Source organism: Streptomonospora nanhaiensis (assembly GCF_013410565.1).
Taxonomy (GTDB): domain Bacteria; phylum Actinomycetota; class Actinomycetes; order Streptosporangiales; family Streptosporangiaceae; genus Streptomonospora; species Streptomonospora nanhaiensis.
On sequence record NZ_JACCFO010000001.1, the window covers coordinates 5576758 to 5601533 of the forward strand.

A 24776-nucleotide genomic window follows, 5' to 3' on the forward strand; every position below is an offset into this window, starting at 1 on the left:
CGGCAGCGGTCCCGGCCCGGGTCCGGGACCGGGTTCGGGCCCCGGCTCGGGCGGGGTGGGCAGCGGATCGGGCGGCAGCGGTCCGGGGTCGGGCAACGGCGGGCCACCGGGCTCCGGTGGCGCCGGTACTGGAGGCACGGTTGCGTACATGCCATCGGCTCTACCCCGCGACGCGGCCGTTACCCGCCCGCCGAGCGGACCGGCTCGCAAGAGCGGGTGCGATCTGTCGCGCGGAGAGGGCAGGATGGGGGCATGAGGAAAACGCGTGCCGTGTCCACCGACTGGCGCCAGGAGATCGAGCGCAGCGGCTACTACCCGGGACTGGTGATCGACGCCGTGGCGTCGGCTCTGGGCGACGAGTCCGCCGAGGCGTTCGTCGTCCACCACGAGGCCACCTTCGACCCCGCCATGGAGATGCGGCGGCACATCACCGTGCTGCTGCTGACCGCGACACGGCTCATCGTCTGCCATACCGACGACCACCCCGCCGACGAGCCCGGCGGCCGGCCGCACGCCTCCACCACCACCGACGCCAACCAGCTCGGCAACATCCAGTCGGTGGCGCTCACCCGCGTGGTGTCCGACCCCGCCAACTACGCGCCCGGCACGCTGCCCAGCGAGGCGGTCCTGACCATCGGCCTCAGCGTCAACTGGGGCTCCATGGCCAACATCGACCTCGAACCCGCCTCGTGCTCCGACGACTCCTGCGAGCTGGACCACGGCTACACCGGCGCCATCACCGCCGAACCCCTGACCGTGCGCGTCAGCCAGGCCGCCGACGGCGCGGAGTCGGTGGCCAACCTGCTGCACTTCACCAGCGCCCTCAGCGCCGCCACCGGCCGCTGACCCCGGCCGGCCGCCGCGCGTCCTCCGGCGCACGGCGCGGCCGCCGCGGCCCGCGGGTGTCGGCCCTCCGCCCACGGGGGAGACACCAGGGGCCGGGCGGCCGCGCCCGAGCCGCCGGACCTCCGGTGCCGTCCACCCGCGAGGAGCACCCGTGAACGACCGCAGCGCGCCCGCCCCCGACCTGGCCGGCCCCGACTACACCGCCGGCTCCCTGTCGGCGCTCATGCCCTCGGTCCTGGCGTCGCTCGGGGTGCCCGGCGAGCCCAACCCGCTGGACCTGCCGCCGGTGCGCCGCGCCTGCGTGCTGGTCGTCGACGGCATGGGCTGGGAGCCGCTGCTGGCCCACCGCGCCCACGCGCCCTTCCTGTCCGACCTGCTCGACTCCGCCGCGCCCATCACCGCCGGGTTCCCCACCACCACGGCCACCAGCCTCACCTCGCTGGGCACCGGGCTGGCGCCGGGGCACCACGGCGTCGTCGGCTACCAGGTGGCGCTGCCCGGCACCGACCGCCTGTTCAACCACCTGCTCTGGCGCGACGAGGTCGACCCCCTCGTGTGGCAGCCGCACGCCACCGTCTACGAGCGGGCCGAGCGCGCCGGGGTGCGCACCGCCTACGTCGCCGACGGCTCCTACGAGGGCAGCGGCCTGAGCGTGGCGCTCGCGCGCGGCAGCACCTACGTCCCCGCCGCCACCATCACCGAGCTGGCCGTGCGCGCCGGCGCGTCCCTCGCCGCCCACGACCGCGCGCTGGTGCTGGTGTACCACCCCCTCCTCGACGGCTACGGGCACCGGTACGGGATCGGCTCGGCCTACTGGCGCGCCGAACTCGGCCAGGTCGACCGGCTCGCCGAGCAGGTCGCCGCCGCGCTGCCGCCCGACTCCGCGCTCTACATCACCGCCGACCACGGCATGGTCGACGTCGGCGAGGCCGACCGCGTCGACGTCGAGACCCCGGCCGGGTTCCGCGCCGGGGTGCGGGTGCTGGCCGGCGAGGCCCGCGTGCGCCAGGTCTACACCCGCGAGGGCGCCGCCGAGGACACCGCCGCCGCCTGGGGCGAGCTGCTGGGCGACCGCGCCCGGGTCCTGCTGCGCGAGGAGGCCGTGGCCGAGGGGCTGTTCGGGGGCGTGGAGGATCGGGTCGGCCCGCGCATCGGCGACGTCCTGGCGGTGGCGCGCGGCACCACCGTGCTGCTGGCACCCGAGCTGGAGCCCGGACCCAGCCGGTTCGTCGGCCACCACGGCTCGCTGACCACCGCCGAGCTGAACGTGCCCCTGTTGCGTGTCACCACCGTGGCCTAGGGTGGCCGAGTGGACATCGGAGACCCCGCCCCCGACTTCGAGCAGCCCGACCAGAACGGTACGCCGCGCCGCCTCAGCGCGCTGCTGGCCGAGGGGCCCGTCGTGCTGTTCTTCTACCCCGCCGCCATGACCCCCGGCTGCACCGCCGAGAGCTGCCACTTCCGCGACCTCGCCGCCGAGTTCGCCGAACTCGGCGCCCAGCGGGTGGGCATCAGCGCCGACACCGTCGACCGGCAGCGCACCTTCGCCGACACCCACGGGTTTGACTACCCGCTGTTGTCCGACCCCGACGGCGCCGTGGCCTCCGCCTTCGGCGTGCGCCGCTCCGGGCCGCTGGGCGCGCTCTCGCCCACCCGCCGCACCACCTTCGTGATCGGCACCGATCAGCGGGTAGTCCACATCGTCAGGAGCGAGCTGCGCATGCAGGCCCACGCCGACGGCGCCCTCACGGCGCTGCGCGCCCTGCGCGGCACCGGCGGCACCGGGTAGCACCCCGCCGGGTCCGCCGCACCGCACCACACGGCCGCCCGCGCCGGCGGGCAACCGCCACCGACCACGACCACGACCCAGGAAAGGGGCCGCCGCACCCATGGCGGAGGAAGCCGACCACCCCCCGGCCCAGGCCGACCGGGCCGCCAGCACCGCACCCACCGCCGGCCCCGGCGGCGGCGCGCCCCTGGTGCGCCGCGACACCCGCCGCGGGATCGCCGTCCTCACCCTCGACTCCCCGGCCAACCGCAACGCCCTGTCGGCGCGGCTGCGCGCCGACCTCGCCGCCGGCCTGGCCGCGGCCATGGCCGACGACTCCGTGCGCGCCGTGCTGCTGACCGGCGCCGGACCCGCGTTCTGCGCCGGAGCCGACCTCAAGGAGATCGAGGCCGAACGCGCCGGGCACCCGCCCGCCGTCGCGGCGCCCGGCATGCACGAGCTGTTCGGCGCCCTGCTGGAGGCGCCCAAGCCCGTGGTGGCCCGCCTCAACGGCCCCGCGCGGGCCGGCGGGATCGGGCTCGTGGCGGCCGCCGACATCGCGGTCGCGCCCGACGACGTCACCTTCGCCTTCACCGAGGTCCGCATCGGCGTGGTGCCCGCGATCATCTCGCTGCCCGTGGCGCTGCGCATGCACAACCGCCAGCTCGCCCGCTACTTCCTCACCGGCGAGACCTTCGACGCCGCCACCGCCGCCGCGGCGGGGCTGGTCACCGCCGCCGTGCCGCGTGCCGACCTCGACACCGCCACGGAGTCCGTCCTGGACGGCCTGCGCGCCGCCGCGCCCCGGGCGCTGCGCGCCACCAAGGAGCTTCTCGCCGGGATCGGCGCGGTGCCCCCCGATGAGCGCGCGGCCGAGCTCGCGCGGCTGGCCGGGGTGTCGGCGGAGTACTTCGCGAGCGCCGACGCGGCCGAAGGCAGGGCCGCCTTCCTGCGGAAGCGCACACCGAAGTGGGTGCTGTAATGGACGACGTGACTTACTCAGGCGATACGCGGGTCGGCGGACCCGCCGACGTACGCGAACTGCCCGGCCTGCGCATCAGCAAGCTGGCGGTCGGGCCGATGGACAACAACGCCTACCTGCTGCGGTGCCGCCGCACCGGCGAGGGCGTGCTCATCGACGCCGCCGACGCCTACCGCATCCTGGAGCTGATCGGCGACCAGGGCCTGGCCCGCGTCGTCACGACCCACCGCCACCCCGACCACTGGGGCGCCCTGGCCGAGGTCGTGGGCACCACGGGCGCGCGCACGGTGGCCCACCCCGCCGACAGCGCGGACCTGCCCGTGTCGGTGGACGAGCCGGTCGAGCACGGCGCGCACATCGCCGTGGGGGAGTCCCGGCTGGAGGTCGTCCACCTGCGCGGGCACACGCCCGGCTCCATCGCGCTGCGCTACGACGACCCCGCCGGGCACACCCACCTGTTCACCGGCGACAGCCTGTTCCCGGGCGGGGTCGGCAAGACCCACAGCCCCGCCGACTTCGCCTCGCTGATCGACGACGTCGAGCAGCGGGTGTTCGCGGCGATGGACGACGACACCTGGGTCTACCCCGGCCACGGCCGCGACACCACGCTGGGCGCCGAGCGCCCGCACCTGGGGGAGTGGCGCGCCCGGGGCTGGTAGCGCGGGCCCTCGGGCCCCGCGGGGGCGCCCCGGGCGCGGCCGCGCCGAAGGGGGCGGCGCCCGCCGGCGCGGCCGCGCGGGGTCCGTGGCCGGGTGCCGGGCCGGATCGGGGGCGTCAGGGGAGGTCGGACTCCTCCTCCTCGCGCACGGCGGCCTCCTCGGCGCTGTAGGCCGCCCGGTCCACCCCGGCCTCGCGCGCCACCATGGTGTCCTCGCTGTCCTCGCGCACGCCCTCGTCGGACTCCACGAGGCGCACGCCCTCGGGGTCCTCCTCGGGGCCGCGGTTGGGCAGCTGGTCGGCCGGCTGCGCCGTGCTGCCCAGTGCGCCCGGAACGTCGGGCTCGTCGCGGGCCAGCGCCTCGTCCAGGGGTTCCCCGGCCTCCTTCTCCGTCCCGGTCGATCCCACCTCGTCCATCGCCACGGGCTCCTCGGCGGGCAGGATCAGGTCCTCGGTGCTGTCCTCCTGCGCGGGCAGCCCGGCCTCCTCCCAGTCAGCGGCGTCCTCGTTGATGGGGTCGGCCGGGTGCTCCTCCGGGTGGTTCTCAGTCATGCCCCGTCACTATCCGCTGAGGCAGCGGATAATCACGGGCGCGGGGCGGGCGGCCCGCGCCGGGTGGGGTTTGCGGCGCGCGGGAGCGACGGGCGCGGGGTGGGAGGGGGCCTAGAAGGGGAAGGTGTCCCGCGGCAGCGGGCGGCGGCCCACGAACCCCAGGTCGGTGCGGTGGTACCAGGCGAGTTCGGACTCGCCCTCCAGCCAGCACAGCCGCACCGACACCCCGTCCAGCAGCGCGGGGAAGTCGATCAGCAGGGGCGCGACCCCCTTCAGTTCGATGCCCTGGTCCAGGAACCAGTTCCGCAGTTCGCCGATGCGGGCCTCGGCGGCCTTCAGCTCCGCGCGGCCGCCCAGGGCCGAGCCTCCGGCGGAGCCGAGGTCGGCGGCCATCTCGGCGAGGTCGGCCCGCAGCGTCACCAGTTCGGCGGCGTGCCGGTGCACCTCGGGCATCAGGTCGCGCGCCTGGGCCGGCGTGAACACGCGGGGCTCGGGGTAGCCGTCGGCGAACGGGTCGGCGGGCGGGGGTGCGGCGTCGTCCATACCGGCACGCTAGACCATCGCGCGCGGGCGCCGGTGCGGGGCGGCGCCGCCGGGAGGGCGGGGCGGCCGCGGGCGGCCGGGAAAAGCGCTGTCGCCGCCGCGCGAGGGCGGCTAGAGTCGCGTCCATGACGTGGCGATGTTGACCCTCAGCTGAATCCCCGATCGCGCGCCGGCTCTACGCCTACGCGTTCCTCGACGACTTCGTGCCGCTCTACCCGGTCTACGCGCTGCTGTTCGCCGACACCGGGCTGAGCACCGCCCAGATCGCCGGCCTGTTCGCGCTGTGGTCGGCCACCGGCATCGTGCTTGAGGTGCCCTCGGGCGTGCTCGCCGACATGGTCTCGCGGCGCCGCATGCTCACGGTGGCGCCGCTGCTCACCGGCGCCGGGTTCGCCCTGTGGACCCTCGCGCCCGGCTACCCGGCCTTCGCGCTGGGCTTCGTGCTCTGGGGCGTGGGCGGCGCGCTGCACTCGGGCACCCTCCAGGCGCTGGTCTACACCGAGCTCACCCGCGTCGACCCCTCCCGCGCGGGCGCCGCCCCGCCGCCCGGCGCGCCCGCGGGCGCCTCCGGCGATGCGCCCGCGGAGCCGTCGGAGTGGGTGTCCACCACCTACGCCCGGCTGATCGGGCGCTCCCGTGCGGCGTCGGCCGTGGCGATCCTGCTCGCCACGGCCCTGGCCGCGCCGGTCACGGCGCTCGGCGGCTACGCGGCCGCGGGCGCGCTGAGCGTCCTGGCGGCCGCGGCCTGCGCGCTGGTGGGCCGTACGTTCCCCGAGCACGACCGGCCGGCCGGGAGCGGTGCCGGGCGCGGGAGCGGGGTCCGCGCCGTCCTCGCCGAAGTGCGCCGGGCCGCCGGCGCGGCGCGCGGGGTGCTCGTTGAGGGCTTGGGCGAGGTCGGCCGCTCGGCGGCGCTGCGCCGCGCCCTCCTCCTGCTGTCGGTGCTGCTGGCGGCCCTGTCCCTGGACGAGTTCGTCCCGCTGCTGGTGCGCGGCACGGGCGTGCCCACCGACCTGGTGCCGCTGTACCTGCTGCCCTTCACGGCGGCCTCGGTGGCGGGCGGCTGGCTGGCCGGGCGCGGCGGGCGGTGGACGCTGCCGGTGCTGGCCGCGACCGCGGCCTGCCAGATCGCCGGCGCGCTGAGCGGGCACCCCGCCGGGCTGCTGCTGGTGGCCGCCGCCTTCGGCGCGGCCGAGTGGGCCGTGGCCTCCGCCGAGTCCCGGCTGCAGGACGGAATCGGCGACCGCGCCCGCGCGACGGTGACCTCGCTGTCGGGGTTCGGCGGCGAGACCGCCACCGTGGGCGTGTTCGCCGCCTACGGGCTGGGGTCGGTGTGGCTGGGGGCGGGACCGCTGTTCGCGCTGGCGGCGCTGCCCTACCTGGCCGTGGCGCTGACCCTGCGGAGGCGGCCTGTCGGACCCGGGCGGTAGAAACGAGGAGCAACAGGAACTACGGGTGCATAGGCGGCGCCGCGGAGCGCCGGGTGCCACCCGTCACCGGCCCCGCCGGGCCCCGGCGGGCGGCACCGGCCGGGACGCGCGGCGCGGAATGGTCGGCGCCGGCCCGGCGCTGTGGTGGGATGGGCGTCCGCGCGGGCGCCCGCGGAGCGAAAGGAGGGCCGTCGTGTCGGCCTCAACCGACATCCAACGCGCGCTGGTGGTCATGGCGCACCCCGACGACGTCGACTTCGGCTGTGCGGGCACGGTCGCGGTCTGGACCCGGGCCGGTGTGGAGGTCACCTACCTGCTGGTCACCGCCGGCGAGGCGGGCGGCGACACCCGCACCCTCGACTCCGACGCCATGGCCGAACTCCGCCGCGCCGAGCAGCGCAAGGCCGCGGCCGCCGTGGGGGTGGACGATGTCCGCTTCCTCACCGGCTACGCCGACGGCCGGGTCGTGCCCAGCCTGGAGCTGCGGCGCGACATCGCCCGCGTCATCCGCCAGGTGCGGCCCGACCGCGTGCTGATCCCCAGTCCCGAACGCGACTGGAAGCGCATCCCCCCCAGCCACCCCGACCACCTCGCCACGGGCGAGGCCGCCATCAACGCCGTCTACCCCGACGCCCGCAACCCCCACGCCCATCCCGAGCTGCTGCGCGACGAAGGGCTGGAGCCCTGGACCGTCCCCGAGGTCTGGCTGGTGCACGGCCCCGACTGCGACGTCTACGTCGACATCACCGACGTGTTCGACCGCAAGATGGCGGCGCTGGCCTGCCACGCCAGCCAGATCGAGGACCCCGACTCCCTGGCCGACGCCCTGCGGCCGTGGCTCACCGCCAACGCCGAGGCCGGCGGGCTGCCCGAGGGCCGGCTGGCGGAGTCCTTCCAAACCGTCGACACGCGTTAGCGTCCCGGGCCCGCAGACGATATTCGTGGGGTAGAGGAGGCCGGGGAGACCCCCGCGCCGGTTACGACGTCAACAGGAGGACCCGTGGCACAGCCGCCATCCCCGTACGAGTTCCTGCCCGCCCTTCCGTCCTTCAGCCTGCGCAGCGACGACGTCGCCGACGGCCAGACCCTGCCCACGCCGCAGGTCAGCGGCATCATGGGCGCCGGCGGCGAGGACGTGTCGCCGCACCTGGCCTGGAGCGGGTTCCCCGAGGACACCCGGAGCTTCGCCGTGACCTGCTTCGACCCCGACGCGCCCACGGCCAGCGGGTTCTGGCACTGGGCGGTGTGCGACATCCCCGTGTCGGTCACCGAGCTGCCGGCGGGCGCGGGCGGGGAGTCGGGCCAGGGCCTGCCCTCCGGTGCCGTCACGCTGCGCAACGACGCCGGGGGCAGGCGCTACGTCGGCGCCGCCCCGCCGCCCGGGCACGGGCCGCACCGCTACATGTTCGCCGTGCACGCCGTCGGCGTGGATTCGCTGGGCATCGACGAGACCGCAACGCCCGCCTTCCTGGGGTTCAACCTGTTCTCCCACGCCGTCGGGCGGGCGGTCGTCGCGCCGGTCTACGAGCAGAAGTAGAGTCCCGGTGCCCGGCGGGGGCCGGTACCCCGCCGGGCACGCGTTTCGATCCGGTGCCGCGCGGTCGGGCGGCGCCGCAGGCCCCGAACGGAGAGTGAGTGCCCATGGCAGCCGCCGGACACGGTGTCGAGGCGGTCGTCTTCGACTACGGCGAGGTCATCTCCCTGCCGCCTTCGGCCGAGGACCGCACCGCGCTGGAGCGGCTGGCCGGCGGGTCCGCCGAGGAGTTCTGGTCGGCCTACTGGGCGGAGCGGCGCGCCTACGACGCCGGGATCAGCGGCGACGAGTACTGGCGGCGGGTCGCCGACCGCCTCGGCGCCGCCTGGGACTCCGCGGCCCGGCAGGCCCTGTGGGCGGTGGACGTGGGGTCCTGGCTGCACGTGCGGCCCGAGAGCACCGCCCTGCTGGAGCGGCTGGCCGACCGCGGCGTGCGGCTGGCCCTGCTGTCCAACGCCCCCTTCGACATCGCCGGCGCGCTGCGGCACTCACCGGTGCTGGCGCGGTTCGAGGAGCTGTTCTTCAGCGCCGACCTCGGCCGGTGCAAACCCGACCCCCAGGTGTACCGGCACATCCTCGACCGGCTGGGCACCCCGCCCGAGCGCACGGCGTTCGTGGACGACCGCGAGGAGAACATCCTGGCGGCCAAGGAGCTGGGGATCGTGGCGCACCACTACGCGGGCACGGCCGACCTGGAGGCGTTCCTGGCCGACCTCGTCGGCTCGCCCGCCTAGCGGGAGCGGCGGGGGCGCCGCGACCGGGCGGCCGGTCGCGGCCACCGCCGGCGTCCGGTTGTCCGGGCAACCGCAACCGGCCACCGGCGTCCCGTACGTCACAGCCGGGTCTAGGCTCGCATCAACGAGAGCGGCTCCGGACCCCCGCGGGCCGCCCCGGCCGGCCGCGACGAAGAAGGTGCCCCGTGTCCGCTGCGCAGCCCTCCGCCCCGCCCACCGTCGTGGTCACCACGGCGGGCTCGGCCCCCACCGCCGGAACCGTCCAGCACCTGCGCGGGCTGGGCTACCGCGTCGTCGCCACCGACATCGACCCCAGCGCCCCCGGGCTCTACCTGGCCGACCGCGCCTACCTGGTGCCGCCCGGCGGCAGCGAGGCGTTCGTGCCGGAGATCCGCGGCATCTGCCTCAAGGAGGACGCGGTGGCGGTGGTGCCGCTGGTGGACGAGGAGCTGGCGCCGGTCGCCGCGCTCGCCGACGACGGGATCGCCGTGCTGCTGCCGCGCCCGGAGTTCGTGGCGGTCTGCCTGGACAAGTTCGCGCTCATGCGCCGGCTGGCGGCCGCCGGGCTGCCGGTGCCGCGCACCGCGCTGGCCGCCCAGTGGTCGGGCGATCCCCGGCCGCCGCTGGTCGTCAAGCCGCGCACCGGGCGGGGCAGCCGCGGGGTCACCCTGTCGGCCTCCGCTGAGGAGCTGAACCGGCTGCTGGCCACCGGCGCCGGCGCGGGCGACCGGCTCGTGGTGCAGGAGCGGATCCCCGGCCCGGAGTACACGGTCTCGGTGGTGGTGTGGCGCGACGGCGAGGTGCAGGCGGTGGTGCCCAAGGAGGTCATCCTCAAGCAGGGCGTGACCCGGTTCGCCGTCACCCGCCGCCACGAGCGGATCGCCGAGGTCTGCCGCGCGGTGCAGCGGGAGCTGCGCGCCGACGGTCCGTTCAACGTGCAGCTGGCCCTGGACGATCGGGGGGAGCCGCGCATCTTCGAGATCAACCCGCGCTTCTCCTCCACCGCGCCGCTGACCGCGGCCGCCGGGGTGGACGAGATCGGCGGGCTGCTGCGCCAGGCCGTGGCGGGCGGCCCGCGCCTGACCGACGACTGGCGTGCGGGCGTGGTGATGGTCCGGCGCACGGCCGACGAGTTCCTGGAGGAGTCCCGCTTCGCCGAGTACGGCCTGGACCCGGCCGCGGGGATCCCCGGGGCCGGCCCGGCCCTTGGGGCGGGCCGCCGGTGAGCGGCACCGGCACGCGGCCGCCCGCGCCCGAGGAGGCGGCGGCGGGTGCCGCCGGGGCAGCCGAGGCACGGGAGTGGGCCGCCCTGCTGCCCGGCGCCGCCGGCGCCGTGGGCGAGGTCGGCGCGCTGCTGCGGGCGTGGCGGGCCGACACCCGCGCCACCTCCGGCCGCTGGGAGGGCGCCCAGTTCAAGGCGCGGGCCGACGCCATGGCGCACGAGGCGCTGGCCGCCCGGCTGCGGCGCGTCGCCCCCGGGGTGCCCGTGCTCAGCGAGGAGGACCCCGCCGGGCTGCGCGGGCCCCGCCCCAACCTGTACTGGCTCATCGACCCGATCGACGGCACCGCCAGCTACGCGCACGGATACCCCGGCTACGTCACCCAGGCCGCGCTGGTGGCGGCCGCCCGCCCGGTCCTGGCCGCCGTGTGCGCGCCCGAGTGGAAGGTCCGCTTCACCGCCCTGCGCGGTCGCGGCGCCTTCGCCGAAGGCGGCGCCGCGGGCGCCCGCGCGCGGCTGGCCGCCGCGCCGCACCCCGGCCCCGGGGCGGGCGTGCTCACCGACAACACGCCGCGGCCGACCGGTATCGCGCGCGCCGCCTACAACCGCTTCGGCTGCTCGGGCTACCTGGAGTCGGGCAGCCTGGCGCTCAAGCTGTGCCGGATCGCCGAGGGGCGGGCGCACCTGTTCGTCAAGGACGTGCCTGTCCGCGACTGGGACGTCGCCGCGCCGGGCCTCGTGCTGGAGGAGGCGGGCGGAGCGCTGCGCCGGCTCGACGGCACCTTGTTCAACTTCACCGGCTCCTTCGAGCACACCGGGCTGATCGGCGCCGCCGACCCCGGCCTGTGCGCCGCCGTCGCGGAGTGGCACCGGCCCGGGTGACCCCGCCGCGCGTCGGCGCGCGCACCGCGGGCCGCGCCGGCCGCCCACCAGGGCGGGCGTAGTCCAAAAGTCGTACACCACACACGCCCGGGGAGGGATCCGCCGGCGGGGGCACGGCGTCTAACCTCGGAAAAGCCGCACTGATGAGGAGGGGCCGTTGAGTGCCGACCTGACACCGCACAGCGGGCTCCGCGCGTCGGACGCCGACCGGGACCGGGTCGCTCAGCACCTCGCGACCGCGCTCTCCGAGGGCCGCCTGGACCTCGCGGAGTACGAGCAGCGACTGGACACCGCCATGGGCGCGGTCACCATCGGCGACCTCGTCCCGCTCACCGCCGACCTGCCCGCGCCCCAGGACCCCGCCGGGACGCCCGCGTCCGACGACGGCCCCGTGGACCTCGCCGAGACCGGCGCCAAGGCCGCCCGCGGCCGCAGGCGCGGCAAGGGCGGCAAGGGCATGGTCGAGGAGTGGCGCTCCTGGGGCGGCGGTGCGGTGATCATGACCGGCATCTGGCTCGTCACCAGCATCGCCTCGGGCGAGATGCAGCCGTACTGGCCGCTGATCCCGCTCGGCATCTGGGCGGCGGTCCTGGTGGCCTCGCTGATCTTCCCCGAGAAGGACTGATCCTCTTCCCCGAGACGGACCGGCCCGCCGGCGGCGGCCCCGCCGCCGCGCCGGACCGCCCCGCTCGGCGCCCCGCCGCCCTCCCGCGCCGACCCCGCTGACCTCCCACAACACAGGTCCGCGCCCGTGCGCGCCGCCTCGCGGCGGGGCCCGCCGGGCCGCTTTTCTCCCGCGCCCGCGCGGCGTATCGTGAAATCCCCATCATCGTGCGGCAGGGGGTGGGCGTTGGACGACGAACGCGTCCCGGAGAGCAGAATGCGTGCTTCGGACGCTGACCGGGATGCCTGCGCCGAACGCCTCGCCACCGCTCTGTCGGAGGGCCGCCTGGACCTCGCCGAGTACGAGCGCCGCCTGGACGAGGCGATGAACGCGGTGTTCATCGGCCAGTTGCGCGCGCTGACGGCCGACCTCCCCGCGCCCGCGCCGCCCGCCGAACGCGACGACTTCGCGCCGGCCGCGTCGTCCCGCTCCGCCCTGGCATCGCCGTGGAAGGACTGGGTAGACGAATGGCGGTGGTGGCTGGGCGGCGCGGTCATCATGACCGGCATCTGGGGTGTCACCAGCATCATGGGGGGCGACCTGCTGCCCTACTGGCCGCTGGTGCCGCTGGGTATCTGGGCGGCGATCCTGGTCGCCGCCGCCATCTGGCCCGACGAAAGCTCCGGCTCCCGCAGGTGAGCGTCACCACTCCTCGTGGAGGGACCGACGACCAATGGACGACCAGAAGCTGCCCCCGGACCGGATGCGGGCGTCCGACGCCGACCGCGACGCCTGCGCCGAGCGCCTGGCCCGCGGCCTCCAAGAGGGCCGGCTGGACCTCGCGGAGTACCAGGAGCGCCTCGGCCTGGCCATGCGCGCCAAGGTCATGGGGGACCTGTGGCCGCTGACCGCCGACCTTCCCGAACCGCCCGCCGTGCCCGAGCCCGCGGCGGAGATCCCCCCGGCCCCCGGCGCCCGAGCGGGCCAGCCCGAGTGGCGCGACCGCCTGGAGCCGTGGCGCGGCCTGGCCGCGATCTCGGTGATCCTGATCGGCATCTGGGGAGTCACCAGCATCATCGCGGCCGAGCCGCTGCTGTTCTGGCCGATGATCCCGATCGGCTTCATGTTCCTGTTCACCCTGGCCGGGGCGATCGCCGGCACCCCCACCGACCGCCCCGGCGGCGACAGCCGCGGCCCCTAGGCCGCCGACGAGCGGTTCCCGAACCTGCCGCGCCCATGGCCATGGGCGCCGCGGACCAGTGGGGACGACCGCGCCGACACCCCCCCTGTGCGCGCGCCACGTCCCACCGGGTCCTCCTGGACCGCGGCTGTCCCGGGCGGCGCCACGGCACGCGGCGTGGGCGTGCGGGCGGCGCCGCGCACGTCCGCAGGCCGCGCGGCGGGTGGGCGCGCCCGCGGCCGAGGGTGTGTCAGCCGGCGCCGTAGCACAGGAACCCGGCCCCGGCGAGGTGGTCGGCGACCGCGCGGGCCGGGGTGGCGCCGCCCGCGAGGGCGGAGTGGAAGCCGACCATGGCCTCGGCCACTCCGCGGTCGCTGATCGGCAGCACCGAGGCCACCACCACCGCGCCCCCGCGCGACAGCAGCGACGCCGCCATGCCCAGCGGCGTGCCCCACGGCGCGGGCACCGAGCCGCCGACCCAGCACGCCGACAGGACCGTGGTCCGCGGCACGTGGTGCAGGCACTCCAGGTCGTAGGCGAAGAGCGAGGCGTCCTCCAGCACCAGCCCGGAGAGCATCGGGGCCTGCGCGCACGCCAGGCCGTGCGCGGCCAGGTGCGCGAGGTCGGCGCCGTCGAGTTCGGCCAGCACCGTGCCGACGTCGGCCCGCGCGCCGGTGACCTGGAGGGCGTGCGGGTACAGCCGCCCCAGTGCCCGGACCTCGGTGGCCGCGCCCTCGGGATCGCGTCCGGCGGCCAGCAGCACCCGCGCCGTGCCCGGCGGCCCGCCGGGCCGCCGCACCGTGCCGCCGGCCGGACCGGGCGGGCCCGACCGCGCGGTGTCCCGGGCGGCGAGCCACGCGCGCCCGGAGGGGACCACGCTGACCTCGCGGCCGCGCAGCCCGGGCAGCAGCCCCCACGGCAGCGCCTGCATGGCGGGCGCCGGGGCGACCACCATCGGGCGGTCGCCCACCGTGTCGGCGACGGGAGCGAACAGCAGCCGGTCGACGCGGGCCGCCGCCGTGGCGACCTCGGCGCCGCCGAGGACGCCGGGGGCCTCGGCGGCGCCGTCGACCAGGCGCGGCGCCGCCCCCGGCGGCGCGCCGAGGAGTCGCGCGCGGGCGGCGGCGACGAGACCGGCGACCGCGGCCTCGATCTCGCCCGCGGGCGCGAGGGGATGGAGGCGGGCGCGGCCGTCGACCACGGTGATCGCGGCGTCGAACCCGGGGGCCGGCGCGTAGCAGACGAACGCCCGCGCCCCCAGCCGCTCGGCGAGTTCGGCGGCGGCCGGGCCGTGCCGGGGGAGGGTGTGGCCGTGCGGGGCGGCGCACCCGGGGTGCCACTGCGCCGTGGTGAGGCGGGCGGCGAGGTCGGCGAACCGCTGCCGGGCGTCGGGGTCGCCCCGCAGGGCGCGGGCGTGGGCCAGCCGGCAGCGGTCGAGCAGCCGCAGCCAGGCGGTGTCGCGGCACGGGCCCGGCGCGCGGTCGAGGGCGTGCCGGTGCTCGATCCAGTCCAGGGCCAGGGCGGCGTCGCCGCCGCGCAGGGCCACGCGCGCCCCGGCGGCGGCGGCCTCGCGGTGGTGGGAGCGGTGGTGGGCCAGAAGTTCCAGGTGGCGCAGGCCCGGGGAGGGCGCGCCGCCGGTGCGGCCGAGGAGCGCGCGGCGGGCGCGCGTGTGGTCGCCGTCGGCCAGGGCGCGCAGCGCCGCCGAGGGGAGCGGGGCGGGCAGGGACAGGGACAGCGGACCCAGCGGGGTGGTGGGCACGCACCGGGCGAGGGCGCCCGCGGTCTCGTCGGTGCCGGCGGGCAGCCCGGCGGCCCAGTCGGGCAGCGCCGCCAGGGCGGAGCCGGGGAGGTCGGGGAAGGACGGGGTGCGCTGCCCGGCGCGCGGCCCCGGACGCGCCGGCCGCCCGGACCGCCCCGCGGTCGGCCCGGGGGTGGCGGCGCACCGGGCGGACCACTCGATCAGGGCCGCCAGCCGGGCCCACAGCGAGGTGCGCGCGGCCGCGCGGCGCACCCGCCGGGCCTGCCGGTAGGCGGAGTCGTGGTCGCCGCGCCCCAGCAGGACCTTGGCGGCCAGCAGCCGGGCGATGGCGATATCGGCCTCGGCGCGGTCGGGGCCCTCGGGATCGGCCAGTTCGGCGAGCAGGCGGCCCGCCTCGGCCGACATGCCGCCCGCCAGCAGGGCGTCGACGTGGTCGAGCCGCAGGGCCGGGCGCCGCGCCGCGGGCACCAGGCGGTCGGCCGCGGCGAAGTGGGCGGCCGCAGCGGCGAAGTCGCCGCGCCGGAACTCCACGCAGCCGAGGTTCTGCAGGGCGACGCCGCGCAGGCAGGCCATGCCCGCGCCCTGGGTGCGGCGCAGGGCGGAGTGGAGGTCGGCGGCCGCGTCGTCGAGCCGCCCGGTGTACATCAGCGCCAGACCCCGGTTGCTCAGCATGCCGGGCAGCAGGTGGCGATCGAGATCGGAGTCGGCGCGGGCGAGGGCGGAGTCGAAGGCGGCGACGGCGGACTCGAACCGCCCCTGCTGGGCGGCGCCGACACCCTGGTGCGCCAGCACGAGGGCCCGGGCCGAAGGGGCGGCGCCGGCCAGGCGGCCCAGCGCGCCACCGACCGCGCCGGGGCCGTCGCGCATCATGAGCAGACCCAGGCGCGAGGCGCGGGCGTGCGCCGCGGACTCGTCCAGGCCCGCGCGCGCCGCCACGGCCGCCGCCTGGGTGAGCAGCCGCCGGGCACTGCGCCACCGCCCGAGTTCGCGGTGGGCCATGCCCAGCAGGCGCAGGGCGGTCGAGCGCTCCAGGGGCTCGGGCGCGGTGTCGAGGACCTCCTCGCCGCGCCTAAGCGCGGCGACGGGGTCGCGGGCAACGAGGGTGACCGGGGTGCGGACGTCGTCAAGCCGCCCTGGGGCCATGGCGAGGGCCTTTCGCGATCGGTGCGTGCGAGGGGTGTCGGGGATGCCCGGGATGCCGGGTTACGCACTCGGCGCGGCGGAGGGGTTTCGGCTGCGCACGGACCTCCGCCGCGCGGTCACGCAAAGTAATAACACCTGACCTCGGGGCAAGGGGACCCCCGGTTTCGCGCCTGTGGACAACCGGATTCCCCAGGACCCGGACAAAGGCCGCCGACGGGGCGGCCGGGCGCGGCCCGGCGCCGCGCGCCGCGGCGGCGGCCCGGACGGCGGGGCGGTCGTGCCGCCGGCGGCCGCCGTCGGAAGCGCATCACCGCCGCGCAGGCTCCGACGTGCGCGAACGCGCGGGCCGCTGCAGACCGCCGCCCGGACCGGCCGCGCGTGCGCGTGCGCGGGCCCCGCCGACCGCCTCGGTTGGGTGACGAATCAGCGGCGAAGCGAACCTGGAATACCAGGAATCGGTGACGCGCCGGCAGCCGCCACCGCCGGCGCGCACGCCGCCGGCCGGTGCGCGCCCACAGCCCCTCGGCGGTGCGGGAGCGTGGCGCTCCAGGCCGAGCCGGTTCGCCAGTGCCCCAGGCGACCGCCTCGACGCGCCCGCGCAGCCATCCGGCGCGCACACCGGGGCCGGGCTCATCGGCGCGGCCGGGCGGACCAGCACATCGCCCGCTCCCCAGGTGTGGACGGGTGCAGGCCCTCGGCGTTCGCCCGGTTCCTTGGGCGGCCAGGCTGAACGCGGTCACGGCCTCTCGGAGGTGGTGGCCGGGCATGAGCCCGGCGCTTCGGCGAAGGCGGGGCGGGGGTGTCCATGTCCCCGTCCCCGCCGGCGGTCCCGCCCGGTCCGGAGCGGTGGACGGTGGTGTGCGACGCCCCGCGCCGGGCGCGCGTGCCGTCCATCGGCCGCGCTGCCACCGTGCCGGGTCGGGGCCGCGCCGGGCAGCCGCATCGCCGCGGCGAACATTGGCCGGGCCAGGACGCGCGGCGGCGGACGTCCTCGGACCGGCCGGGCGGGCGGGGGAGCAGGTGCGCGATCCCGGCCTCGGTGGACGCTTTGTGGAAGGCGTTCTAGACGGAGAGCCAGTCGGTGGCGACCGGGGGGTCCTCGGGCCGGTGGAGGACCAGGCTGATGGGGCCGCGCGGCACGTCGCGGGCGATGAACGTGCCGTAGGCGTCGACGGTGTGGCCGGTGGTCGCGCGCAGGTGGCGGACCTGCACGGTGGTGGGGCCCGGCGGCGCCACTCTGCCCACCACGTCGCAGCGCTCGGCGCGCGGGGTGATCTCCAGGTCGATGGTCACGCCCTCGGCGTGGAAGGTGACGTAGCGGGGGGCCTCGTCCAGGAGGGCGGCGGCGCGGATGCCCGTGGCCGGGGTCTCGACGGAGTCGGCGCTGACACCGGCGACCACGGCGGGGTCCACGCGCATCGCGTAGGCCGCCCGCGCCGCGGCGCGCATCCGCGGGCTCATCTCGTAGGCGGAACCGCCGTCCGGCGCGGTGCCGGACCCGCGGTGCGCCCCGGTGTCCCCGGGCCGCGCGTCGGGGAGGGGGCGGCCGGGCCGGGGGCCGGGCGAGTCGTCACGGGTCATGCTGCGGGCCTTTCTCCTCGTTGGCTTCGCCGAGCAGGCGCTGCAGGCGCCGCCGCACGCGGCGGCGGGCCGCCGGGACCTCCTCGGGGCGCAGCCCCGTGCGCGCGGCCACCGTGCGGGCCGGCGAGCGCGGCTCCTCCAGTTCCAGGTAGGCGATCGTGCGGTCGGGCTCGCGCAGCGCCGCGATCGCCTGCCGCACCATGTCGCCGCGTTCGGCCGCGAGGTGGATCGCCTCGGGGCTGCGCGGGTCGGCGAGGTCCAGCAGAGCGGGGTCGCGGGGCGCCGTGCGCCGGGCGATCCGGTGCTGGCGGCGGCACGCGTTGTGCGCGGAGGTGGCCAGCCACGCGCCCACGCGCTCGGGTGTGTGGAGGGTGGACAGGTGCTGGGCCAGGTTGAACCACACGGTCTGCTCGGCGTCCTGGGCGTCGTGCACGGACAGCCCGTAGCCGCGCACGATAGAGCCGACGAGGCCGCCGAAGCGGTCGAGGAGCGCCTCCCACGCGGCGGGGTCGTCGCCCCGGGCGAGCGCCACCAGCTCGCTCGTCGAGACCTCCGCATAGGGCTGGTCAGCCACTCCTACCCCCAGTAGACTCACAGCTCCCGCCTCGCGCGCAGGATCACAGTAGCCGCTCGCCCGAGGGGAAGCGGGGAAACGCCGGATCCGGCCGCGGTGAAGACCTGGTGCCGATGGTGCACATGGGGCACAATGGGGCGAGGAAAAACCGGGACGGACAGCTCCTCTTCGGGTACGAGGGCGTCGGGGAAGCGCACTCGTTCGTATCAGGAGGTTCGGTGTCCGCACGTGGCGTCTTGTACGTCCACTCCGCGCCCGCGGCGCTGTGCCCACACGTCGAGTGGGCGGTCGCGGGTGTGGTTGGCGTGCCTGTGAAACTCGACTGGGGTGCCCAGCCCGCGGCTCCCGGCGCTCATCGCGCCGAGCTGAACTGGCAGGGCGCGCCGGGCACTTCCGGTGCCATCGCATCGGCGCTCAACGGCTGGCAGCGGCTGCGCTTCGAGGTCACCGAGGAGCCCACCCCCGGTTGCGACGGCGTGCGCTACAGCTACACGCCCACACTCGGCATCTTCACCGCGGTCACCAGCGCCTCCGGCGAGGTGCTGGTCTCCGAGGCCCGGCTGCGCAACGCCGTGGAGCGCGCCGCCGCCCAGGAGGACATCGACCTCGCGGCCGAGCTGGACCGCCTCACCGGGCGCGAGTGGGACGAGGAGCTGGAGCCCTTCCGCTACGCCGGCGACGGCGCCCCCGTCCGCTGGCTGCACGCGGCCGGGTAGCCGCCGCCACCCGCTTTCCCGCGCGCGGGCCGCGCCCGCGGCGGCGCTCCGGCCCCGGGCGCCGCGGAGGCCGGGGACCGCCCGTGCGCTCCGGCTCCCGTCACCGCGCCGCGCCCCGGCGCGTTCCGAGCCGGCCCGGCCGCCGGTCGCCGACGTGCGCCGCGCCACCTGACACGGGCCTCCGCCGCGCCGCGGCGGGAAACCGGGGGCGGCACGATACGGTAAAGAGCCGACTTTGCGCGCGCCCCGCACCGGTCATCAGCGCCGTCCCGGGAAGGGACCGATGCACCCGGCGACTCTGGCCCTGGGCAGCTTAGGACTGGAGACGAACAACATGTCGCGACGACGCTCCGTGGTCACCAAGATCCTGCTGCGGGTGCTGCTGGGCTTCTTCGCCGCCCAGCTCGCGGTGATCCTCGGACTCATCGGCATCAACCAGTGGCGCAAGCGCGTCCGCCCCCACCACGCCGGGTTCCCGCGGACCCCGCCCACCTCGGTGCGGGTGGCCGAGTCCGACATCACCACCTACACCTACGGCGAGGACCTCTACCGCGACATGCTGGAGGCGATCCGCGGCGCTCGCCACCGGATCATGTTCGAGTCCTACATCGTCAAGGGCGACGCCACCGGCCACGAGTTCAAGCGCGCGCTGATCGAGGCGGCGCGCCGCGGGGTCGAGGTCTACGTCGTCTACGACGCCTTCGCCAACCTCGTCGTCCCGCGCAGCTTCTTCCGGTTCCCGCCGGAGGTCAACGTCATCGAGTACCCCCTGCTGCGCCCCGGCCTGCTCCTGCTGGACATCCGCAAGTCCGGCCGCGACCACCGCAAGATCCTCACCGTCGACGGCGAGGTCGGGTTCATCGGCGGCTACAACGTGGGCTCGGTCTACGCCACCCAGTGGCGCGACACCCACCTGCGGATCAGCGGCCCCTCGGTGTGGGAGCTGGAGAACGCGTTCCGCGACTTCTGGAACATGCTGCGCACTGACGACCAGCCCGAGATCGCCGACACCGGCACCCACGAGTGGACACCCAGCATCCGCGCCCACCGCAACGTGCCCGAGCAGCTGGTCTACCCCATCCGGGGCATGTATTTGGAGGCCATCGACCGGGCGCACACCCACATCTACATCACCCAGGCGTACTTCATCCCCGACCGGGAGATCCTGGCCGCGCTGGTCCGGGCCGCCCAGCGCGGCGTGGACGTGCGGATCCTCATCCCCGAGCGCTCCAACCACATCGTGGCCGACTGGATCTCGCGCGGCTTCTACTCCGAGCTGCTGCGCGGCGGCGTGCGCCTGTGCCTGTACCAGGACGCCATGGTGCACGCCAAGACCGCCACCATCGACGGCCGCTGGTCCACCGTGGGCACCGCCAACGTCGACCGGCTCAGCCTCACCGGCAACTACGAGATCAACGTCGAGATCTTCGACGAGGGCCTGGCCTACCACCTGGAGCAGGTCTTCGCCAAGGACTGCACCAACGTCCGGGTCCTCACCGCGGAGGAGTGGAGCCGCCGCCCCGTGGTGGCCAAGCTGTGCGAGACCCTGCTGGTGCCGCTGCGCCCGCTGCTGTGAGGCGCGCCGCCCCGCCGTCGCGCGTTCCCCACTTTCGGCAGTGCCGCCGCAGGTCGCGGTGCAGGTAGCGTTCCTGGCATGAGGAAGCTGGGTGCGGCCGCCGCGCGGGCGGGCGGCGAACTCCTGCGGCCGCTCTCCGGCCGGCCCACCGCCGGGAGCCTGGCGGGCGACGCGCTGCTGTGGGCGGCGCTGTGCGTGCCGGCGGTCATGCCGCTGGTGGTCGCCGCCGACACCGGCGGCAGCGGCGCGATCACCCCCCTGCAGGCGGTCCTGGCGTGCACGCTGCTGGCCGCCGCCGTCGCCCTGGGCCGCCCCTACCCGGTGGCCGCCGGCGTGCTGGGGGTCGGGGTGGTGGCGGTCAACCCGGCGGGGGCACCGGCGCTGATCGTGCTGTCCTACCTGGCGGGCCGGCGCGACCCCCGCGTGTGGCCGGCCGCCGCCGCGCTCGGCGCCGTCGCGCTGGGCGCGGTGGTGTTCTCGCTCGGCAGCGCCGAGCAGCTGTTCGCCCTGCCCGGTTTGTACATCACCATCGTGTTCGTCATCGTGCTGCCGTGGATGGTCGGGGTGTTCCGGCGCCAGCGCCGCCGCCTGGCGGACTCCGGGTGGGAGCTGGCCCGTCGGCTCGAACGCGAGCAGGAGATCGCCGCCGACCAGGCGCGGCTGCGCGAGCGCGCCCGCATCGCCCAGGACATGCACGACTCCCTGGGCCACGAGCTGAGCCTCATCGCCCTGCGCGCGGGCGCCTTGGAGCTCGCGCCCGACCTGGCCGAGCATCACCGCGCGGCGGCGGCCGGGGTGCGCGAGCGCGCCACGGCCGCCACCGACCGGCTGCGGGAGATCGTGGGCGTGCTGCGGGAGGCCGACGCCGCCGCGCCCACGGCGCCCGCCGACGAGGAGATCGCCGCCGTGGTCGAGCGGGCGCGGGAGGCGGGCGTGCAGGTGGTGCTGGAGCGCCGCGGCACCTGGGAGGGCCTGCCCCCGATGGTGGACCGGGCCGCCTACCGCGTCGTGCAGGAGGGGCTGACCAACGCCACCCGGCACGCCCCCGGTGCGCCGGTGCGGGTGCTGCTGGAGCGCGGGCCGGCGGGGACCGTCGCGGCGGTGCGCAACGCGGCGCCGCCCCGGGGCGCGGTGCCCTCGCGCGGTGCTCCGGGCGGGCGCGCGGGTGGCCACCCGGCCCCGGGCGGCCACGGGCTGATCGGGCTGGCCGAGCGGGTGCGCCTGGCGGGCGGCGTGCTGGAGGCGGGCGAGGACGGCGGCGGGTTCGCCGTCACGGCCCGCTTCCCGGCGAAGGGCGCCGCCCCCGCGTCCGCGCCTGCGGCGTCGCCGACGTCGGCCGCCGACCGGCACCTGCGCGCGGAGCACCGGCGGCTGCGCTGGCGCACGGCCCGCATGGTGCTGGCGGCGGGCGCCCTGGCGGTGGTCGGGATGGCGCTGGGCGTGGCCGGCACGTTCGTGCGGATGGACTCCGCCACGCTGGACCCCGCCGACTACCGCGCGCTGCGGGTGGGCGCCCCGGCCGAGGAGGTCGCCGCCGAACTGCCCTGGCAGGAGTACGACAGCGCCGCGGCCGACGACGGCAGCGCCCTCGCCCGGCGGCTGGACTGCCGCTACTACCGCTCCCACCACGGCTTCCTCAGCGGCGGGTTCACCGTCTACCGGCTGTGCTTCGACGACGGCGTGCTCGCGGCCAAGGACGCGCTTCCCGAGCTGGGCGAGCCGCCCGCGTGACACCGCGCCGCGCGGGCGGCGGGGCACCGGCGGCGCCCGCAGGCGGCCCCGACCGCGCCCGACTCCCCGACCACACCCCACGACCCGACAAGGAAGGTGCCCAGCGGTGATCCGGACCCTGCTGGCCGACGACGAGGCCATGATCCGCGCCGGAGTGCGGGCCATCCTGGAGACCGACGGCGGAATCGAGGTCGTGGCCGAGGCCGCCGACGGCCGCCAGGCGGTCGAGCTGGCCCGCGCCTACCGACCCGACGTCGCCCTGCTCGACATCCGCATGCCACGCCTGGACGGCCTCAGCGCCGCCGCCGAGATCCGCCGGGAGGTGCCCGCCACGGCCGTGGTCATCCTGACCACCTTCGGCGAGGACGCCTACATCGCGCGCGCCCTCAGCGAGGGCGCCGGCGGCTTCCTGCTCAAGGCGGGCGACCCCCGCGAGCTGGTGGCGGGGGTGCGCGCCGTGGCCGACGGCGCCGCCTACCTGTCGCCGCGCGTGGCCCGCCACGTCATCGACGAGCTGAGCGGGGGCCGCATGAGCCGGGAGGCCGAGGCGCGCGCCCGGGTGGCCGAGCTGACGGCCCGCGAACGCGACGTCCTGGCGCTGGTGGGCGCGGGCCTGTCCAACGCGGAGATCGCCGCCCGCCTCTACCTGGTCGAGGGCACGGTCAAGAGCTACGTCAGCGCCATCCTCGGCCGCCTGGACCTGCGCAACCGCGTCCAGGCCGCCATCCTCGCCCACGAGGCGGGCCTGGTCGGCGGCGACGCCTGAGCGCGGCGCCGGGGCGGCGCCGCGCCGCCGCGGACCGGGGCCCGCACGCCGACGGCGGCGCCCTCGCCGAGGGCGCCGCCGGGGGAGGAGGCGGGGGTCAGGCGTCGCGGGTGCGCAGGAGGGCGTAGCCGGCGGCCAGGGCCAGCGCGGCCCAGGCGCCCAGCAGGGCGGCGCCCGCCGCCCACCCGTAGGGGTCGGTGATACCGGTCATCAGCGGGAGCCCGGCGTCGGCGGGCAGGTAGCTCGCGACCTCCTCGACCGTCTCGTTGCCCAGCATGCTGGCGAACATCGGCACGCCGATCAGGACGCCCACGGCGGCGGTGATGGTGCCGGCCGTGCTCCGCAGGGCCGTGCCCAGGCCCAGCGCGAACAGCGACACCGCTGTGAGGTAGCCGGCGGTGCCCAGCACGGCGTGGGCCACGTGGTCGGCCTCGAAGATCATCGCGTCGCCGAACACCGCCGTCGAGACCCCGATCGAGACGCCGCCCAGCGCGCAGCCGACCGGGAACACGACCGTGGCCAGGACCAGGGCCTTGGCGGCGAGCACCCGCCCCCGCACCGGGACGGCGGTCAGGGTGGTGCGCATCGCCCCGGTGGCGTACTCGCCGGTGACGATCAGCGAGGCCACGGCCACCAGCGCGAACTGCGAGAGCATGACGACGGTGGGCAGCATGCCGTGCGCCGTCATGTTCTGGACCTGGTCGCCGGCCTCCAGCGCGGTGGCGCCCAGGGCGCTGGGCCCGGCGGTCAGCAGCACCGCCATCGCCAGGCAGGTCCAGGTGGAGCGCAGGCCCCACAGCTTGGTCCACTCCGCCGCGACGGCCTGGGCGAACCCGCTGCCGCCCCGCCGGCCCGCCGGGGCGGGGGTTCCTTCGGCGCCGGCCACCGGTGCGGCCGCGTTCGTCGTCGCCATCGTCCTCACACTCCCGCCTTCTCGCCGCGGCCGGCGGCCGCGGGCGTCGGCGCCGCGTACTCCACGGCGGACGCGGTCAGCTCCATGTAGGCCTCCTCCAGGGAGGCCGCGCGCGGGCTCAGCTCGTGCAGACACACCCCGGCCTCGTGCGCCGCCGCGCCGACGCGCTCCAGCGTGCCGCCGGTGACCAGCAGCTCCTCGCCGCCCGGCCGCTCGACCCGCATGCCCGCGGCCAGCAGGCGGCGCTCCAGCTCCGCGGGCTGGGGCGTGCGCACCCGCACGGCCGTCAGCGAGCTGCGCTCGATCACCTCGGCGACGGGCGCGTCGGCGATCAGCCGGCCCCGGCCGATGACCACGAGCTGGTCGGCGGTGGCCTGCATCTCGCTCATCAGGTGGCTGGAGACGAACACCGTGCGGCCCTCGGCGGCCAGCGACCGCATCAGGTCGCGGATCCAGCGGACGCCGTCGGGGTCGAGCCCGTTCACCGGCTCGTCGAACATCAGGACCGCCGGATCGCCCAGCAGCGCCCCGGCGATCCCCAGCCGCTGGCCCATGCCCAGCGAGAACTTGCCGGAGCGGCGGTCGGCGACCCCGGTGAGCCCGACCGTCTCCAGCACCTCGTCCACGCGCCGCACCGGGATGCCGTTGCTGCGCGCCATCGCCCGCAGGTGGTTGCGCGGGGTGAGGCCGGGGTGCACGGCCTTGGCGTCCAGCAGGGCGCCGACCCGGCGCAGCGGGTGGCGCAGCTCGGCGTAGGGCCGGCCGTCGATCAGGGCCTGCCCGGCCGAGGGCCGGTCCAGGCCCAGGACCATCCGCATGGTGGTCGACTTCCCCGCCCCGTTGGGGCCGAGGAATCCGGTCACCCGGCCCGGCGCGATCTCCACGGTGAGGCCGTCGACCACCGTCCTGTCCCCGTAGCGCTTGGTGAGGTTTCGCAGGCTTATCACGCGCTCTCCCGTTCGTCGTCGCTGTTCACGGCACTGACGCTACGGACGTGCGGCGGGCGGGCGCAGTGCGCGAACGGCAGCGGCCGGCCCCCACTTTCGGCAGGGGCGGGGCCGCCGCGGGCACCGCCGAAGGGGGTGCGCG

At 76.8% G+C, this 24776-nt stretch carries 25 protein-coding genes; 18 read left to right on the top strand and 7 right to left on the bottom strand.

Annotated features, from left to right (window positions below; genetic code table 11):
- The first annotated feature begins 252 nt into the window (after window positions 1-252).
- The 5 genes from HNR12_RS24585 to HNR12_RS24605 all read left to right on the top strand — a co-directional run bounded on the left by HNR12_RS24585 (window position 253) and on the right by HNR12_RS24605 (window position 4255).
- Window positions 253-846, top strand: coding sequence for a DUF5998 family protein (locus HNR12_RS24585; protein ID WP_218902042.1), 594 nt, complete (start codon window positions 253-255; stop codon window positions 844-846).
- Between the two features lie 151 nt (window positions 847-997).
- The gene (locus tag HNR12_RS24590) at window positions 998-2146 is read left to right on the top strand and encodes an alkaline phosphatase family protein (RefSeq protein ID WP_372451074.1); all 1149 of its coding nucleotides are present in this window, start codon (window positions 998-1000) and stop codon (window positions 2144-2146) included.
- A 9-nt stretch (window positions 2147-2155) separates the two neighbouring features.
- On the top strand, window positions 2156-2635 hold the full coding sequence (locus HNR12_RS24595; RefSeq protein WP_179769772.1) for a peroxiredoxin: 480 nt from the start codon (window positions 2156-2158) through the stop codon (window positions 2633-2635).
- A gap of 100 nt (window positions 2636-2735) precedes the next feature.
- A complete protein-coding gene (locus tag HNR12_RS24600; RefSeq protein WP_179769773.1) occupies window positions 2736-3596 on the top strand; it encodes an enoyl-CoA hydratase-related protein in 861 nt (286 codons plus the stop codon).
- Window positions 3597-3604: 8 nt separating this feature from the next.
- Window positions 3605-4255: an MBL fold metallo-hydrolase gene (locus tag HNR12_RS24605; protein ID WP_179769774.1), complete on the top strand. Its 651-nt coding sequence runs from the start codon at window positions 3605-3607 to the stop codon at window positions 4253-4255.
- Window positions 4256-4370: 115 nt separating this feature from the next.
- On the opposite strand, the gene HNR12_RS24610 is transcribed toward HNR12_RS24605, so the two are convergent.
- Both HNR12_RS24610 and HNR12_RS24615 read right to left on the bottom strand, forming a co-directional pair.
- A complete protein-coding gene (locus HNR12_RS24610; RefSeq protein ID WP_179769775.1) occupies window positions 4371-4805 on the bottom strand; it encodes a DUF5709 domain-containing protein in 435 nt (144 codons plus the stop codon).
- Between the two features lie 111 nt (window positions 4806-4916).
- Entirely contained in the window at window positions 4917-5348 is a 432-nt protein-coding gene (locus HNR12_RS24615; RefSeq protein WP_179769776.1) for a DUF2203 domain-containing protein, read from the bottom strand.
- A gap of 203 nt (window positions 5349-5551) precedes the next feature.
- On the opposite strand from HNR12_RS24615, the gene HNR12_RS24620 reads away from it, so the two are divergent.
- From HNR12_RS24620 to HNR12_RS24660, 9 genes are all read left to right on the top strand, one after another.
- Window positions 5552-6775, top strand: coding sequence for an MFS transporter (locus HNR12_RS24620; protein ID WP_179769777.1), 1224 nt, complete (start codon window positions 5552-5554; stop codon window positions 6773-6775).
- 232 nt (window positions 6776-7007) lie between these two features.
- Window positions 7008-7691, top strand: coding sequence for a PIG-L deacetylase family protein (locus tag HNR12_RS24625; protein ID WP_246425762.1), 684 nt, complete (start codon window positions 7008-7010; stop codon window positions 7689-7691).
- An 84-nt stretch (window positions 7692-7775) separates the two neighbouring features.
- Window positions 7776-8312, top strand: a complete 537-nt coding sequence (locus HNR12_RS24630) for a YbhB/YbcL family Raf kinase inhibitor-like protein (protein ID WP_179769779.1) — start codon at window positions 7776-7778, stop codon at window positions 8310-8312.
- Between the two features lie 104 nt (window positions 8313-8416).
- Window positions 8417-9043, top strand: a complete 627-nt coding sequence (locus HNR12_RS24635; RefSeq protein ID WP_179769780.1) for an HAD family hydrolase — start codon at window positions 8417-8419, stop codon at window positions 9041-9043.
- A 221-nt stretch (window positions 9044-9264) separates the two neighbouring features.
- Window positions 9265-10269, top strand: coding sequence for an ATP-grasp domain-containing protein (locus tag HNR12_RS24640; RefSeq protein WP_179770888.1), 1005 nt, complete (start codon window positions 9265-9267; stop codon window positions 10267-10269).
- An 83-nt stretch (window positions 10270-10352) separates the two neighbouring features.
- Entirely contained in the window at window positions 10353-11144 is a 792-nt protein-coding gene (locus HNR12_RS24645; protein ID WP_179770889.1) for an inositol monophosphatase family protein, read from the top strand.
- Window positions 11145-11301: 157 nt separating this feature from the next.
- The gene (locus HNR12_RS24650; RefSeq protein WP_179769781.1) at window positions 11302-11769 is read left to right on the top strand and encodes a DUF1707 SHOCT-like domain-containing protein; all 468 of its coding nucleotides are present in this window, start codon (window positions 11302-11304) and stop codon (window positions 11767-11769) included.
- A 255-nt stretch (window positions 11770-12024) separates the two neighbouring features.
- Entirely contained in the window at window positions 12025-12447 is a 423-nt protein-coding gene (locus tag HNR12_RS24655) for a DUF1707 SHOCT-like domain-containing protein (RefSeq protein ID WP_179769782.1), read from the top strand.
- Window positions 12448-12481: 34 nt separating this feature from the next.
- Entirely contained in the window at window positions 12482-12949 is a 468-nt protein-coding gene (locus HNR12_RS24660) for a DUF1707 SHOCT-like domain-containing protein (RefSeq protein ID WP_179769783.1), read from the top strand.
- Window positions 12950-13178: 229 nt separating this feature from the next.
- Here the strand turns inward: HNR12_RS24660 and HNR12_RS24665 are convergent, their stop codons facing one another.
- The 3 genes from HNR12_RS24665 to HNR12_RS24675 form a co-directional block, all read right to left on the bottom strand.
- Window positions 13179-15830, bottom strand: coding sequence for a CHAT domain-containing protein (locus HNR12_RS24665; protein WP_179769784.1), 2652 nt, complete (start codon window positions 15828-15830; stop codon window positions 13179-13181).
- Between the two features lie 1062 nt (window positions 15831-16892).
- Window positions 16893-17411, bottom strand: coding sequence for a hypothetical protein (locus HNR12_RS24670; RefSeq protein WP_179769785.1), 519 nt, complete (start codon window positions 17409-17411; stop codon window positions 16893-16895).
- Window positions 17401-17985 (bottom strand): RNA polymerase sigma factor, encoded by a 585-nt coding sequence (locus tag HNR12_RS24675; protein ID WP_179769786.1) that lies wholly within the window; start codon window positions 17983-17985, stop codon window positions 17401-17403. The genes HNR12_RS24670 and HNR12_RS24675 overlap by 11 nt, the downstream gene beginning before the upstream one ends.
- A gap of 218 nt (window positions 17986-18203) precedes the next feature.
- On the opposite strand from HNR12_RS24675, the gene HNR12_RS24680 reads away from it, so the two are divergent.
- From HNR12_RS24680 to HNR12_RS24695, 4 genes are all read left to right on the top strand, one after another.
- Window positions 18204-18701 (top strand): DUF3145 domain-containing protein, encoded by a 498-nt coding sequence (locus HNR12_RS24680; RefSeq protein WP_179769787.1) that lies wholly within the window; start codon window positions 18204-18206, stop codon window positions 18699-18701.
- 334 nt (window positions 18702-19035) lie between these two features.
- Complete coding sequence (locus tag HNR12_RS24685; RefSeq protein ID WP_179770890.1) at window positions 19036-20277, top strand: phospholipase D-like domain-containing protein; 1242 nt, start codon at window positions 19036-19038, stop codon at window positions 20275-20277.
- A gap of 78 nt (window positions 20278-20355) precedes the next feature.
- Window positions 20356-22008: a sensor histidine kinase gene (locus HNR12_RS24690; RefSeq protein WP_179769788.1), complete on the top strand. Its 1653-nt coding sequence runs from the start codon at window positions 20356-20358 to the stop codon at window positions 22006-22008.
- Between the two features lie 106 nt (window positions 22009-22114).
- The gene (locus HNR12_RS24695) at window positions 22115-22774 is read left to right on the top strand and encodes a response regulator (RefSeq protein WP_179769789.1); all 660 of its coding nucleotides are present in this window, start codon (window positions 22115-22117) and stop codon (window positions 22772-22774) included.
- Between the two features lie 97 nt (window positions 22775-22871).
- Here HNR12_RS24695 and HNR12_RS24700 read toward each other — a convergent pair whose 3' ends face one another.
- Window positions 22872-23687, bottom strand: coding sequence for an ABC transporter permease (locus HNR12_RS24700; RefSeq protein ID WP_179769790.1), 816 nt, complete (start codon window positions 23685-23687; stop codon window positions 22872-22874).
- Between the two features lie 5 nt (window positions 23688-23692).
- The gene (locus tag HNR12_RS24705; RefSeq protein ID WP_179769791.1) at window positions 23693-24634 is read right to left on the bottom strand and encodes an ABC transporter ATP-binding protein; all 942 of its coding nucleotides are present in this window, start codon (window positions 24632-24634) and stop codon (window positions 23693-23695) included.
- Between the last annotated feature and the right edge of the window lie 142 nt (window positions 24635-24776).

What these genes read in the sequence shown, in the direction of transcription:
- HNR12_RS24585 (WP_218902042.1), top strand. Translation starts at nt 253, where the DNA reads ATGAGGAAAACGCGTGCCGTGTCCACCGACTGGCGCCAGGAGATCGAG.
- HNR12_RS24600 (WP_179769773.1), top strand. Translation starts at nt 2,736, where the DNA reads ATGGCGGAGGAAGCCGACCACCCCCCGGCCCAGGCCGACCGGGCCGCC.
- HNR12_RS24610 (WP_179769775.1), bottom strand. Translation starts at nt 4,805, where the DNA reads ATGACTGAGAACCACCCGGAGGAGCACCCGGCCGACCCCATCAACGAG.
- HNR12_RS24615 (WP_179769776.1), bottom strand. Translation starts at nt 5,348, where the DNA reads ATGGACGACGCCGCACCCCCGCCCGCCGACCCGTTCGCCGACGGCTAC.
- HNR12_RS24625 (WP_246425762.1), top strand. Translation starts at nt 7,008, where the DNA reads ATGGCGCACCCCGACGACGTCGACTTCGGCTGTGCGGGCACGGTCGCG.
- HNR12_RS24635 (WP_179769780.1), top strand. Translation starts at nt 8,417, where the DNA reads ATGGCAGCCGCCGGACACGGTGTCGAGGCGGTCGTCTTCGACTACGGC.
- HNR12_RS24655 (WP_179769782.1), top strand. Translation starts at nt 12,025, where the DNA reads ATGCGTGCTTCGGACGCTGACCGGGATGCCTGCGCCGAACGCCTCGCC.
- HNR12_RS24660 (WP_179769783.1), top strand. Translation starts at nt 12,482, where the DNA reads ATGGACGACCAGAAGCTGCCCCCGGACCGGATGCGGGCGTCCGACGCC.
- HNR12_RS24665 (WP_179769784.1), bottom strand. Translation starts at nt 15,830, where the DNA reads ATGGCCCCAGGGCGGCTTGACGACGTCCGCACCCCGGTCACCCTCGTT.
- HNR12_RS24670 (WP_179769785.1), bottom strand. Translation starts at nt 17,411, where the DNA reads ATGACCCGTGACGACTCGCCCGGCCCCCGGCCCGGCCGCCCCCTCCCC.
- HNR12_RS24685 (WP_179770890.1), top strand. Translation starts at nt 19,036, where the DNA reads ATGTCGCGACGACGCTCCGTGGTCACCAAGATCCTGCTGCGGGTGCTG.
- HNR12_RS24690 (WP_179769788.1), top strand. Translation starts at nt 20,356, where the DNA reads ATGAGGAAGCTGGGTGCGGCCGCCGCGCGGGCGGGCGGCGAACTCCTG.
- HNR12_RS24700 (WP_179769790.1), bottom strand. Translation starts at nt 23,687, where the DNA reads ATGGCGACGACGAACGCGGCCGCACCGGTGGCCGGCGCCGAAGGAACC.